This is a genomic window from Spartinivicinus poritis (assembly GCF_028858535.1).
Classification (GTDB): Bacteria; Pseudomonadota; Gammaproteobacteria; order Pseudomonadales; family Zooshikellaceae; genus Spartinivicinus; species Spartinivicinus poritis.
Genome location: NZ_JAPMOU010000001.1, coordinates 290,041 through 303,544, shown reverse-complemented (window position 1 = coordinate 303,544; position 13,504 = coordinate 290,041). Strand labels below are relative to the sequence as shown.

Annotated in this window: 13 protein-coding genes; 8 read left to right on the top strand and 5 right to left on the bottom strand. The window is 37.6% G+C overall.

Annotated elements, in window-relative coordinates:
• Window positions 1-442 precede the first annotated feature (442 nt).
• The 5 genes from ORQ98_RS01315 to ORQ98_RS01295 all read left to right on the top strand — a co-directional run bounded on the left by ORQ98_RS01315 (window position 443) and on the right by ORQ98_RS01295 (window position 5,514).
• Window positions 443-1,612, top strand: coding sequence for a branched-chain amino acid ABC transporter substrate-binding protein (locus tag ORQ98_RS01315; protein WP_274686966.1), 1,170 nt, complete (start codon window positions 443-445; stop codon window positions 1,610-1,612).
• 215 nt (window positions 1,613-1,827) lie between these two features.
• Complete coding sequence (gene livH / locus ORQ98_RS01310; protein ID WP_274686965.1) at window positions 1,828-2,754, top strand: high-affinity branched-chain amino acid ABC transporter permease LivH; 927 nt, start codon at window positions 1,828-1,830, stop codon at window positions 2,752-2,754.
• On the top strand, window positions 2,751-4,022 hold the full coding sequence (locus ORQ98_RS01305; RefSeq protein ID WP_274686964.1) for a high-affinity branched-chain amino acid ABC transporter permease LivM: 1,272 nt from the start codon (window positions 2,751-2,753) through the stop codon (window positions 4,020-4,022). The genes livH and ORQ98_RS01305 overlap by 4 nt, the downstream gene beginning before the upstream one ends.
• Window position 4,023: 1 nt before the next feature.
• On the top strand, window positions 4,024-4,779 hold the full coding sequence (gene livG / locus ORQ98_RS01300; RefSeq protein ID WP_274686963.1) for a high-affinity branched-chain amino acid ABC transporter ATP-binding protein LivG: 756 nt from the start codon (window positions 4,024-4,026) through the stop codon (window positions 4,777-4,779).
• 33 nt (window positions 4,780-4,812) lie between these two features.
• On the top strand, window positions 4,813-5,514 hold the full coding sequence (locus tag ORQ98_RS01295) for an ABC transporter ATP-binding protein (RefSeq protein ID WP_274686962.1): 702 nt from the start codon (window positions 4,813-4,815) through the stop codon (window positions 5,512-5,514).
• 315 nt (window positions 5,515-5,829) lie between these two features.
• On the opposite strand, the gene ORQ98_RS01290 is transcribed toward ORQ98_RS01295, so the two are convergent.
• Window positions 5,830-6,111 (bottom strand): hypothetical protein, encoded by a 282-nt coding sequence (locus ORQ98_RS01290; RefSeq protein ID WP_274686961.1) that lies wholly within the window; start codon window positions 6,109-6,111, stop codon window positions 5,830-5,832.
• Between the two features lie 753 nt (window positions 6,112-6,864).
• Here ORQ98_RS01290 and ORQ98_RS01285 point away from each other — a divergent pair.
• Both ORQ98_RS01285 and ORQ98_RS01280 read left to right on the top strand, forming a co-directional pair.
• Complete coding sequence (locus ORQ98_RS01285; protein WP_274686960.1) at window positions 6,865-7,308, top strand: RT0821/Lpp0805 family surface protein; 444 nt, start codon at window positions 6,865-6,867, stop codon at window positions 7,306-7,308.
• Window positions 7,309-7,356: 48 nt separating this feature from the next.
• Complete coding sequence (locus ORQ98_RS01280; protein ID WP_274686959.1) at window positions 7,357-8,241, top strand: lytic transglycosylase domain-containing protein; 885 nt, start codon at window positions 7,357-7,359, stop codon at window positions 8,239-8,241.
• Window positions 8,242-8,291: 50 nt separating this feature from the next.
• Here the strand turns inward: ORQ98_RS01280 and pyrI are convergent, their stop codons facing one another.
• The 3 genes from pyrI to ORQ98_RS01265 all read right to left on the bottom strand — a co-directional run bounded on the left by pyrI (window position 8,292) and on the right by ORQ98_RS01265 (window position 11,859).
• The gene (pyrI, locus tag ORQ98_RS01275; protein ID WP_274686958.1) at window positions 8,292-8,747 is read right to left on the bottom strand and encodes an aspartate carbamoyltransferase regulatory subunit; all 456 of its coding nucleotides are present in this window, start codon (window positions 8,745-8,747) and stop codon (window positions 8,292-8,294) included.
• An 8-nt stretch (window positions 8,748-8,755) separates the two neighbouring features.
• On the bottom strand, window positions 8,756-9,688 hold the full coding sequence (gene pyrB / locus ORQ98_RS01270; protein ID WP_274686957.1) for an aspartate carbamoyltransferase: 933 nt from the start codon (window positions 9,686-9,688) through the stop codon (window positions 8,756-8,758).
• 401 nt (window positions 9,689-10,089) lie between these two features.
• Window positions 10,090-11,859: an adenylate/guanylate cyclase domain-containing protein gene (locus ORQ98_RS01265; protein WP_274686956.1), complete on the bottom strand. Its 1,770-nt coding sequence runs from the start codon at window positions 11,857-11,859 to the stop codon at window positions 10,090-10,092.
• A gap of 161 nt (window positions 11,860-12,020) precedes the next feature.
• Between ORQ98_RS01265 and ORQ98_RS01260 the strand changes: the two genes are divergently transcribed.
• Window positions 12,021-12,773: a substrate-binding periplasmic protein gene (locus ORQ98_RS01260; protein ID WP_274686955.1), complete on the top strand. Its 753-nt coding sequence runs from the start codon at window positions 12,021-12,023 to the stop codon at window positions 12,771-12,773.
• Window positions 12,774-13,040: 267 nt separating this feature from the next.
• On the opposite strand, the gene ORQ98_RS01255 is transcribed toward ORQ98_RS01260, so the two are convergent.
• Complete coding sequence (locus tag ORQ98_RS01255; protein WP_274686954.1) at window positions 13,041-13,382, bottom strand: STAS domain-containing protein; 342 nt, start codon at window positions 13,380-13,382, stop codon at window positions 13,041-13,043.
• Between the last annotated feature and the right edge of the window lie 122 nt (window positions 13,383-13,504).

Here is a 13,504-nt window from a genome sequence, read left to right as displayed (position 1 = left end):
GTACTATTATGGAATAGAACTAAAATCAGTTTGATATAATAAATAATTATTTAGGCGTCATATTGTTGTCTAAAATTATATAAGAACAGGTTGCTAGAACACATTTTTTAAGTCAAAAATTGCATAGACTATAAATAGAGCATAAGTTTTTATAAGTAGAATCTAAAAAAAGAATACCTATATACTGATAAACATAACAAAGAATAAACGTAAAATAATTAAAGTTAAATGGGGGAAGATATGGTATGGACAAATAACTACCGACAAAACAAATAGTAGCAACTGTAGTAAACGACTAGCTCTAAAAGCGGAAGGGCTATATCGACTATATGGAGGTTACTACCTGTAGCATATAACTAATAATGCTTACAAATAGTTTATTTTATAAGGCCCTGTATCAATATTAAGAAAGCTTGTACATGGACAAGCATGAGGCAAGGTAATGAAAAAAATAATGACTACTAGTCAGACAACACTAAAAAAACAGACAATGATAAAAAGAATAACCAAAATAGTGGCTACTACTTTGGTAGCGACGGTGCCATTATTGTCGTCTACAACGGCCTTTGCTGAAAAAATAAAAATAGCACTAGCTGGTCCTGTCACTGGTCCTGTTGCTCAGTATGGTGACATGCAGTTCATTGGGGCCAAAATGGCAATTGAACAAGTCAATAAAACGGGAGGAGTAAATGGCCATACACTTGAAGGTGTAGTATATGACGATGCTTGTGACCCAAAACAAGCGGTTGCCGTTGCAAATAAAATTGTAAACGATGGAATTCGTTATGTGATAGGACACTTATGTTCGAATTCAACACAACCTGCTTCCGATATTTATGAAGATGAGGGAGTATTAATGGTTACTGCAGCATCAACTAACCCTGAAATTACCACTCGTGGTTATCAACTGGTGTTTAGGACTATTGGGTTGGACAGTTTGCAAGGGCCGACTGCTGGAAAATTTATTGCTGAAAAAATTAAGCCCAAGCGAGTGGCTATCATTCATGATAAACAGCAATATGGTGAAGGAATAGCAACTGCAGTTAAAGATGTTTTAGAAAAACATAAGATTACTGTTGCATTATTTGAAGGGGTTACATCAGGGGATAAAGATTTCTCTGCACTGATAGCGAAGCTGAAAAAAGAAAATGTCGACTTTATCTACTATGGTGGTTATCATCCAGAGTTGGGGCTGATTTTACGACAGTCTGCAGAAAAAGGTCTTAAGGTACAATTTATGGGACCAGAAGGCGTTGGCAATAAAGATATTAGCGCTATTGCAGGAAAAGCATCAGAAGGACTACTGGTTACTTTACCAAAAAGCTTTGATGAGGCCCCAGAAAATGCCAAGCTTGTAAAGGCTTTTAAGGATAAAGGTGAAGATCCTTCAGGACCTTTTGTATTTACCGCTTACTCTGCTGTACAAGTCATTGCAGACTCCATAAAAATTGCTAAATCAACTGATCCTGAAGCTGTGGCAAAAACACTACGTGGCAATCAGTTTAAAACGCCTACTGGTAATTTGGCTTTTGATAAAAATGGAGATTTAAAGAATTTTAGTTTTGTAGTTTATAAATGGCATGCTGATGGAAGCAAGTCAGTTATCAAATAATAAAAAGATTTGAATGCTAATAAAGGGGCAGGCCCCCTTTATTATAACCTTATTTAAGGCAGAATAATTTGCTAAATAATAAAAGACTGGATCTGTGCTCATAGCGAGAATTATATTTTGCTTAAGTCGCTTGGGTTGTTTTTCGTCAACTCTTACCTATAGAAGAGAGTAATACCTTATAGCTGGTACTTTTCTAGCTACTTAAAGGCTAAATAATGTCTGAAAGCGTTTACTATTTTATTCAGCAGTTATTGAATGGTCTAACTATTGGTAGTACTTATGCGCTTATCGCAATAGGCTACACAATGGTTTACGGAATCATAGGCATGATTAACTTTGCCCATGGCGAAGTATATATGATAGGTAGTTATATAACATTTATTGTGTTAGCTGGGCTGATGATGTTGGGTTTGGATAGCCTTGTTGTACTACTAGTAGCTGCCTTTATTATTAGTATGATCATTACCAGTACCTATGGCTGGAGTATAGAGCGAATAGCTTATCGGCCATTAAGAGGTGGGAACCGGCTGATCCCATTAATTTCTGCAATCGGCATGTCAATATTTTTACAGAATTATGTGCGTTTAGGTCAAGGTTCAAGAGATATTGCCATGCCTTCTTTAGTTGAAGGTGGCTGGAGTTTTGGTCCAGAAACAGGGTTTCATGTCACATTATCCTACATGCAATTAGTTATTTTTGTCGTGACTGTTGTTGCTATGTCAGTCCTTTCTCTGTTTATAAGTCGATCTAGGATGGGAAGGGCCTGTCGAGCATGTGCAGAAGACTTAACAATGACAAGTCTGCTAGGTATTGATACAAATAAAATCATTTCACTTACTTTTGTAATTGGAGCTGCTTTGGCGTCAATTGCAGGTGTATTACTAGGTTTGTATTATGGTGTGATTAATCCTTACCTAGGCTTTATGGCTGGTTTAAAAGCATTTACTGCCGCAGTTTTAGGCGGTATTGGTAGTATTCCTGGTGCTATGTTAGGAGGCATTTTATTAGGTGTTTCAGAGGCATTTACAGCTGGTTATTTAAGTACTGAATATAAAGATGTTGTAGCCTTTTTATTTTTGGTTTCAGTTTTGTTGTTTATGCCGACAGGTATATTAGGTAAACCAGAGGTTGAAAAAGTATGAACATAAATTTACTTAATGCCCTGGTTGCGTCAATTGCAACGCTTATTTTAACAGTATTATTATTGGGTGTGGATTTGTCTCCGCAAGGAACAGAGCTGATAGTAGTAAGCGCTAGTCAAACTGAGTGGTTGTTGATCTTATCTGCAATAGTCATTGTATTTTGTTTTCAGCTATTTAAAAAGCAGCTGCCAGTAGCTGCTTTGGCAAATCTAGGTACTAAGCTGCCTGTATTACCAAGTAAGGTACCTGCAATTATCGGGTCAAGTGATACAACTAAAAAACTATTAGTTATGTTTGGTTTAAGCCTGATTTTACTTTGGCCTTTTATTGCAACTCGCAGTGCAATTGACTTAGCAACACTTACCTTAATTTATGTCATGTTAGGCTTAGGTTTAAACATTGTCGTGGGCCTAGCGGGGCTGCTGGATTTGGGGTACGTTGGTTTTTATGCTGTTGGTGCTTATAGTTATGCATTGCTGGCTGATTATTATCAATTTTCGTTTTGGATGAGTTTGCCTATTGCAGGTTTATTCGCTGCACTTTTTGGCTTTATTTTAGGATTTCCTGTGTTACGGCTAAGAGGTGATTATTTAGCAATAGTGACCTTAGGGTTTGGCGAAATTATTCGAATCCTACTAAATAACTGGACTGCACTTACAGGGGGGCCAAATGGCATTGGCCAAATTCCAAAGCCTACGTTATTTGGGCTTGAGTTTGGCCGACGAGCTAAAGAGGAAGGAAATGTTCCTTTTCATGAATTCTTTGGAATTCCTTATGATAGTAATTATAAAGTGATTTTTTTATATATCCTGGCTGTTATTTTAGTATTGGCAACTCTGTTTGTTATTAATCGAGTATTGAGAATGCCCTTAGGTAGAGCCTGGGAGGCTTTGAGAGAAGATGAAATTGCCTGTCGCTCGCTTGGCTTAAATCCAACTGTAATTAAACTATCTGCATTTACTATGGGAGCAACTTTTGCTGGATTTGCAGGAGCGTTTTTTGCCGCTAGGCAGGGTTTTATTAGTCCTGAGTCTTTTACATTTATCGAGTCAGCTATTATCTTGGCTATCGTTGTACTGGGAGGAATGGGCTCTCAAGTAGGGGTTATTTTAGCTGCAATAGTGATGACTGTATTACCTGAATTAGCAAGAGAGTTTCAGGAATATCGAATGTTATTATTTGGTTTATTAATGGTGCTTATGATGATTTGGCGTCCTTCAGGCTTATTACCGATGAAACGGCCACAAATTGAGCTAGCTAGGTTATAAAATGTTAAATGCCAAAAATCTAACTATGTGCTTTGGTGGATTGGTTGCGGTAGATAATGTGGAGCTTTCTATTGATAAACACCAAATTGTTTCTATGATAGGCCCTAATGGTGCAGGTAAAACTACCGTATTTAATTGTTTATCTGGTTTTTATAAGCCAACATCTGGAGAGATATTATTTGAAAATAACCCTATTCATAATTTGCCAGGTTTTAAAATAGCGCGCAAAGGATTGGTTAGAACTTTTCAACATGTGCGACTATTTAAAGAAATGACTGCAATAGAAAACTTATTAGTAGCGCAGCATTATAGTTTAAACACTAATTTGTTTTCAGGTTTGTTTAAAACCCCTAGCTTTATAAAAAGTGAAGCGATAGCCTTAGATAATGCCGCATTTTGGCTTGAACAGGTAAAACTAATTAAAATGGCGAACAGGCCAGCTGGTAACCTTGCATATGGTCAACAACGGAGATTGGAAATAGCGCGATGTATGGTTACCCATCCCAAATTGCTTATGCTAGATGAGCCTGCTGCAGGATTAAATCCCAAAGAAACAAAAGAATTGGATGAGTTAATTCTCATGCTAAGAAATGAAAATGGTATAACGGTCTTATTGATTGAACATGATATGAAACTGGTAATGGGAATTTCGGATAAAATTATAGTAATTAATCAAGGAAAACATTTAGCAACAGGCACACCTGATGAAATAAAAGCAAATCGAGAGGTTATTAATGCTTATCTGGGTGAAGAATAGGGTGCTTACCAATAATACTGGTAAAGGTGGCTTATGCTGAAAGTTGAAGGTATCTCAGCTCATTACGGTAAAATTCAAGCATTAGATAAAGTAAGTATTGAAGTTGAAGAAGGTGAAATTGTTACATTAATTGGTGCCAATGGTGCTGGTAAAACTACATTACTCATGTCAATTTGTGGTGATCCTAGAGTATCTGAAGGCTCTATTCATTATCTTAATCAAGATATTACACAGCAGTCTACGTCTAAAATTATGCGATCAGGTATTTCAATTGTTCCAGAAGGCAGAAGGATTTTTGCTCGTTTAACTGTTGAAGAAAATCTTCATATGGGAGGTTTTTTTACCGATCCTAAGGTATTTGATGAGCGTCTTCATTTTGTTTATCAGCTTTTTCCTCGTCTTAAAGAAAGAGAAAAGCAACGAGGAGGCACAATGTCGGGCGGCGAACAGCAAATGCTTGCTATTGCTAGAGCCTTAATGAGTCAACCTAAACTTTTGTTTCTTGATGAGCCATCTCTTGGCTTGGCGCCCATTGTTATTCAACAAATATTTAGTATCATCCAGCGGTTAAGGGATGAAGGCGTCACTATTTTTTTAGTAGAACAAAATGCAAACCAGGCACTAAGGTTGGCTGACAGAGGGTATGTGCTGGAAAATGGTAGGGTTGTATTACAAGACACAGGCAGCAAACTATTAACAAATAATAATGTGATTAAAGCTTACTTGGGTGGTTAAAAAATACCAGCAACAATCGACCAATTATACAGCTTAACATTACTATCTAATCAATTGTACTGGTTACAATTTACTTTAAACATGCCAATAAATCGCACGGGACGCTAGCTATTGTATTAGAAAAGTGTTGTTAAAATATATACGACGAATGGAGAACAAAAATTGGTTTGATATTGAACAATTTTTCGTGAAATAACTATAGATTTTTGGGTTAATACTTATTTTTTGTGTTCTGGATAAGTAGTTTGTGTTGGTGGTTTGGTGCTCCTAAGTAAAGGTATAAAGAGCCTGATAACAGACTCTTCATAATTAAGATTAAATAGCTAGTTGTTGGATACTATCAATAAAAATTGCCCCCATTAGTGGATCACCTCTCAAGTAATCATAGCGCTCACTTTGCCCTTCGAGCTGGTCAGAAACTCTATCTGCCATGCCAGGGCGATCTATATTGATATTAAATCGCTCTGGTTTTTGAAAAGTATGTTGTAGCTGGCTTTGGGGTTCTTGCCAGTTAGTTCCGGCGCAATGGTCATATAGCTCTTGTAAAGCTAAGCTATCTACGCTGTAGAAATGGTCAATTGTCATACTGTGGCTCATGGTGGCTTCCTTCCCCTTTAAGAGAATGCTGTTATAGGTGCATTCCCTAATTTAGTTACACTTCTTTAGCATAGCTAGGCATAATATATGCCAACTTTTTAGCTGACCATGAATTTTATTTTTTTTATTAGGTCACTGCTAAACTGGTTCATCACACGAACAACTTTAGTCTACGGTATAAATATTTCATTGATATAAATTAACTTTACATTCAATTAGGCTATCTACATTTTAATGTGGTGCTTTCTAGCTTATTTCCAGCGTTAAAAAAAGCAATTCATGTGTGGTGTTACTGGATTGAGTTTGCATGATTGCTAAACAACTAGAATTTATCTTGCAGCATATTACACAAGGTTGCTCTGCTGGTTTGCACTAAATTAAAGTGATACACACCATTTTGGCGCATGCTCTTATTGAAGAAATGCTCAAATATACCCTGCATGAATTATTTCTATACATGTCTTATAGGTGTATAGGTATACAGTTTATAAACATATCAAGAAATAAAACCAAGTGATGTTTAACAAGTTTCTTGTGCTTTCTATGCAAATAAGAAATAAATATTTCACATTTATGTAATGAAAAACCGAGAGGTAGTCTTTATAAAAGGTTTTTCATTGCAGTCACCTGGATATTACGCTTATAAATCACTTTTGGTATAGCAGGTTAACACCCACCATTGTGGGGATTGTTGCTAATTTTCTACATCAAAAGTAAATCGTGTCTGGTATATCTTGAGGGAGGGAAGTTTTGGTGGCCTTCTTAAAACGTAGTTTTATCTTACTCATAATGTTATTTTTGAGTAGCTGTGCTGAGTTTCAGCCTTCAAATACTTTTATGGGGTCACTACTAGGTGCTGGGGTTGGTGCAGGTTTAGGTTATGCTGCTTGTAAAGACAAAAGTAAAGTTGCTCGAAGAAACTGTCTGATTGGTGGTGGTTTAGTAGGAGGTATAATTGGTGGCGTGGTTGGCTCCTATATGGATAGTAGTGATCAACAACGAGCTTATCAGGGGCTGCGATCAACCCCTTCGAAAAAACAGTACCATTGGACAAACCCTCGAACTGGTAATCGATTTACAATCAAACCTTTGAATAAGCAATCAAAAAATGGCTCTACTTGTCGTGATTATTTAGTCTGGAGCAGGCCGAAAGGGGCTAAGAAAGCTCATAGGCAAAGAGGTTCGACATGTTACTAACCAGTTGGCTGTTGTCTAATTAAAGGCTTAAATTGAAGTATTGATAAAATGATGAAAAGCAGGTTTCGCTATTGGCCAACATTGTTTGGTTGTGTATTTGTATCAAGTTGTATGCTTTCTTCACAAACGGGAGTTGAACAGCGTCTTTATGATGATACGCAAGCATTGCTTGAGTATCAGTTAATGGATGGTGAGATAGCCAGTTGGGAAGATAAAGGACAGCCTGGGGTAGAAAGAAATCTGGCCATTTTTCTTACCCACCGTTATCGGGGCAAAATTTGTCGGGATTATTATACGGTGATAGTTGATCATGGTCATAGACAACCAAAAGTTTATGGTACTACCTGTAAATTACCTAATGGTCAGTGGCAAGCCGTGAGGTGGAGCTCATCAACAAAAACAGTTAACTCTGGTCACAAAGCTCAACGGCGATATCAGAATTTAAAGCAGCTTGGAAAGCAGCTGAAATATAAAGGCTATGGTGGTAATTACCGGTTACCTACAGGGTTGGCTAAAGCCAGTCAGCGGGCAGAAAAAAAATATCGCTTACCATTAAGGCAATATATAGATACTGCAGCTAAGCGTAATAACTTGAGCCCTGTGCTGGTGCATGCTGTAGTAAAGACAGAATCAAACTACAATCCACGAGCAGTATCACGGGTTGGGGCGAAAGGCTTAATGCAGTTGATGCCTGCCACAGCCAAAGAAGTAGGAGTACATAATCCATTTAATGCTCAGCAAAATGTTCATGGTGGCAGTCGTTATTTAAAGAAAATGCTGACCCGGCCAGGCATTAATGGCAATGTAGCATTAGCGCTAGCGGCTTATAATGCTGGTTATGGTAAGGTACGCCGTTACGGTTATAAGGTACCGCCATATCGAGAAACAAAGGCATATGTAAAGCGAATAGTCGGGTTAATGCGTTCGAGTTAATTTTTTGGAGATTGCTAAAAACTATTATTTATAGCGATCTCCTTAAAAAATTATACTCCGGCCACAATCTCCTTATTAAAGCTTTTCTCACAATATTTGCATTTCAAAAATATAGCGTTATTTGTCTGTTTAACCGAAAAATAACTTTTTACTGGTTCAGTTAAAGAAATACAGTTTGAATTAGGACAAGCAAAAATGCCTTCTATAGCATCGGGTATAACCATTTTAAACTTATCAATGACTTTATAATCTTCGATGACATTGATGGTAGCACTAGGTGCAAATAATGCTAATTGATAGGCTTCATGCTCTGAAAAAAGCCGGTTTTCAACTTTGATCAGATCTTTAAAGCTTAAGTTTTTACTGGGTAAGTTAAAGCCAACAGTAATTTTTTGCTTGCCCTCAATTAAGTGTAGCTGCTTAAGAATTTTAAGCCCTTGCCCAGAAGGAATATGGTCTATCACTGTACCTGTGCGGATAGCTTCTACCATTAGTTTATTAGCCATGATGTTACCTACCCTTTAATTAATGATTGATTTAATACCAGACTTAATAATGCTTCTCGGGCATAGACACCATTTTTGGCTTGCTCAAAGTAATAAGCATAGGGCGTTTCATCAACGGCTACTTCAATTTCATCTACTCTAGGTAATGGGTGTAAAATTTTCATATTGCTTTTAGGGTTGGTCAGTTGAGCTTTTCCTAAAATATATTTGGCGGCAATATGCTGGTATTCGGTTTCATCAAAGCGTTCTTTTTGCACTCGAGTCATGTAGATAATATCTGTATGAGGAATAATTTCTTCGAAATTATTGCAAACCTGAAAACTAACTTGCCGTTCGTTAAGCTCTGCCAAAATATAGTCTGGCATGGCTAAAGCACTAGGCGATAAAAATTGAAATCGGCAGTTAAATAAAGAAAGGGCTTGTGCTAGTGAATGAACAGTACGGCCATACTTCAGGTCACCGACAAAAGCAATATTCAGGTTATCCAAACGTTGTTGGCACTCATAAATACTGAATAAATCCAATAAGGTTTGTGTAGGGTGTTGGTTGGAACCGTCACCACCATTAATTATGGGGACAGACGAAAATTCACTGGCTAGGCGTGCGGCACCTTCTTTAGGATGTCGAATGATGACAGCATCTGCATAGGAGGAAATAATACGAATTGAATCTGATAATGTTTCCCCTTTTTTGCCAAGAGATGTGTTAGTACCGCTGTCAAAGCCAATAACGGTTCCTCCTAGCCTTTGTATAGCAGTTTCAAAAGATAGCCGAGTTCGGGTAGAGGGCTCAAAAAAACAACTGGCAATCACTTTGTTTTTTAGCGCATCATGCTTTGCCGAGTGTTTTAGCTGTTCGGCTGTGGTGATAATCAGCTCCAACTGAGCGCGGGTTAAGTCAGAGATTGAGATAATGTGTTGTTGAAATAGTGGATTCGACATAGCAACACTCTCATTGTATAAGCCAAAAAAAAGCCCCTAAGTTAGGGGCTTGAATAAAAATTAAATAAAAAACGTGCTAACTGCACTTGCAAACAGTTGGTTTGGTTGTAGCATGAAAAAGTCTTAATAAAATTTGATTTCATATTAAGTACTACAATTGATCCAGTTGGCTATCAATTAGCTTACAGCTTGCCTTTGGACTATTTAAAGGCAGCCACAGTGGTCACAGATTACTGAAACCTCACTGAATAACAGTTTAGCTGAACTCTTTGCCATTGGGCTTTGCTCACCATTATTTGATACTGAGGTACCTGTTAAGCAGGTGTCGCACAAAATTCACGGCATTCTACAGGTTGATGAAGAAAACTCAACTCTTTTTTACTATGTAAGACCTCAACTTGTTATGTGGGCGTAAAAACACGCACTGTGTTGTGTTTGCCTCGTATGGGAATATCCCCAATTTCTTTAAACAAAACTTGGCTGCACTGGCGGACTGTTGTTTCAGAGACTAGGATAGCTGTTCCATATTCCTTATTTAAGCTTTCCAGGCGAGCAGCTAGGTTAACTGAATCGCCGTGAACAGTGTAATTCAATTGATCTTGAGTACCAACGCTGCCTGCAATCACTTCGCCTGTATTGACGCCTATCCGGCACTGTATATTAACGCCATTGAAATACTCTTGTTTTAGCTGGGTTTGAATGGCTATGCTGGCATTTACTGCTTGACTGGCATGGTCTGGCTGAGGGTTAGGGATGTTAAATATTGCTAAAATGGCATCGCCTTGAAACTGAGTAATAATACCGCCATGTTTGTCCAATACTTCTGCAGTGAGTGAAAAATACTGATTCAGTACTGTGACCAGCTGGCTGGGTGATAGCTGTTCTGCCATGCTGGTAAAGCTCACTATATCTGAATAGAAGATAGTAGCGGTATGGATTTCTGGCATCACTTGGCCATTGGCAGCCAGGATTTTTTTAGCAATATCAGTAGGCACATATTGACCAAAAAGACGTCTGACTTGCTCATGTTCTTTGAGCTTATTAATCATTTGGTTGTAAGCAGTTGCCACTGAGTCAAATTCAGCAATAGGGTGGTGGGGAAGTTTTTCCAGGTCAGCAACCGCCATATCCGCAATGTTATCGAAACCACTAGCAATGCGTTTGAAGTCTTTACCGATTCGATTGCCAAACCAGAAGGCCAATAGAACAAATATAATTAGCAGTATTGTGCCAACAACTAACAGTTTGACCATTGTCTTGATAGGTTCAAAAACTTGTTCGTGAGCCAGGTAGATACCAACCAGCCAGGGTTTGCTGCTAAAACCAGTCAGCTCCTGAAAAATAAAATAATAGCGGCTATCTTGCCAATGAACACGGTGTTCATTGAACTTTCCCTTACCAATCAGATACTGGCGATGGTTGTTGTTTTGCCAAAATACTGAAAGAGGGCTTTCTGTTAGCTCAGCTAGTTTTGGTATTGGTTGTAGAGGGTGAAAAGGTAATTGAGTGGGCTGATCGGGCTTAGCGGCTGCAACTGCTCTTTGTTGTTGGTCAAGAATGAAAATAGGCTTTTTGAACTCATAACTAATTGTAGCGATCAATTGGTTTAGTTTGGTAAGACTAATGCCGGCAACCAATACACCACGGGTATTATCGGGAAGTGATATTGTGCGTAGTACGGGGATTATACTTTGTTTTAGCTCATGGGAATAAACAGGATCAAGCCATTGGTTTTGGTGGCTAATGGAAGTATTGTTTAAAGCATCTTGTATAGGTTGGTAACTAAGCCAGTAGTCAGTAGTCAGCTGTTGTTTTTTACGGTTATAAAATCGCGAAAAGTAGAGGTCATCTACGTAAGCAATGCCTACGGATTGAGGCACAGCAGCTAAGGTGCCATTCATCATTTTATTAAACTCAGGCGAGTCGTCTACTTGCAGTTGACCTGATTCTAAGATACTTGCAGCATAGTCAAGCTGTTCATTAATGGGGTTTAGGTGCTCAGAAACTTGCTCTTTGATAGCGAATAGGGAAACAGTCGCTAGCTCTTCAAGTAAAATCATGGTGTTTTTTCGTGTGCTTGATATCCCTAAATAAAGCACTAAACCAACCGCTATGATGAGTAGCAAGCCAAAGCCAAAACTTAATATAGAACTAATAGAAGGTCTTCGCATAGCCCTCATTCGCGCTAGATTGTTAATAAAAACTCCTGTTTCAGGCAAAGCATACCAGTTAATGCTTAAATTAATCGTGATATCCTACTGGCATCGCATCAGCCGGTGCTACTGTAGCAAAGATAGAATTATGATAACAACCAATAAGCTGGGAGGTTGTGATGAAGCGGTTAGTAGCACTTGTTATTGGTTTGGTGATTGGTTATGGAATGTTTGCCAATGCAGTGGCTGAAAAAGTGTATCTTACTTCGTTAGACTGGCCACCTTATACTGGAAAAAAACTTACCCAGCAAGGTGCATCAGTTGCTGTCGCTAAAGCTGTATTTAAAGCAGCTGGTTATGACCTTATAGTAGAGTTTTTTCCTTGGAAACGAGCAGTTGACTTAGCCAAAGATGATCCAAAATATGCTGGCTATTTCCCTGAGTATTTTGCTGCTGAGTTAGAGCAAGACTTTATTTTTTCAGAGCCAATGGGTAGTGGACCTTTAGGGTTTGCAGAGCTGAAATCTGCGGCTGTAGCTTGGCAAACGTTGCATGATCTAAAAGAAGTTAAAATTGGTACTGTAAGTGGTTATGTAAATACAGCAGAATTTGACCAAATGGCCGCAAAAGGAGAGTTACGAGTTGATGCCGCAGGTAGTGATACAACTAATTTACTAAAACTAAACGGTGGAAGGATTAGTTTAGCTGTTATTGATAAAAATGTAATGCATTATCTGCTTTCAACTGAAAAAAAACTAGTTAAGGCAAAAAATAATATACAGTTTAATAACAAGATGCTAGAGGATAAAAAGCTCTATATTTGCTTTAAGAAAAATGATAAAGGAAAAATGCTGGTTAATGCTTTTAATAAAGCGCTAACAGAAGTTGATGTTCAAAAAATTATGAATAAATATTTTTCTGATGAAATGTAGGTTTGTTTTCTATATAAACTACCTATAGGTCTAGCTGTTCTTAATCCTTTAGTAATAAGCTAGTGATGCATTAGTAAAATGAAGTGGCTATTTATTCTCCAAAGGTTCTTTGGTTTTGAAAACTGTTACTCTGCTTTACACATGCACCACTAGTTAGAGAAGGGAGCAAGTCTTATGATCAGCAGCCTGAAGTAATTTTAACTGTTGCCTTCAGGAATCATAACGACACTCACAAAAAATAGCTTATATTTTAACTAGGAAAAATCTTTACTGTGGATGAGTGCTTGTTTGAGATTGTACAATGAAAGCTTCATCAAATTTGGATAAAGCAAATAACTTTGTTATATGGTTGTTACAGTTTATTATCTTGATTTTTTCCTTGCTACAATTTAAGTGTTTTTTCATGTTGAGTAAAATGCCTAATGAAGAACTATCTATATATTCAGTCTCTTTTAAGTCAACAATATAAGTATAATCATGGTTTTTTAGGTCGATATAAGTTTCTCTAAACGCATGAGCTAATTTAAAAGTAAACTCTTTCCCGACTCGAATTATGATGCTATTGCCAGTAGTTGTTGTTTTTAGTGTAGGGCTAGTATGTTTATTCATAAACCTTAAGTCCATTACTTTAGTTTGCTATTATTGAATAGCTATTAAAAAGTTTTGGCTATAGTTCCTTGCATTGAAATAAGTATAAGAAAATATAATATTTTTATGAAAGGGTTTAAATT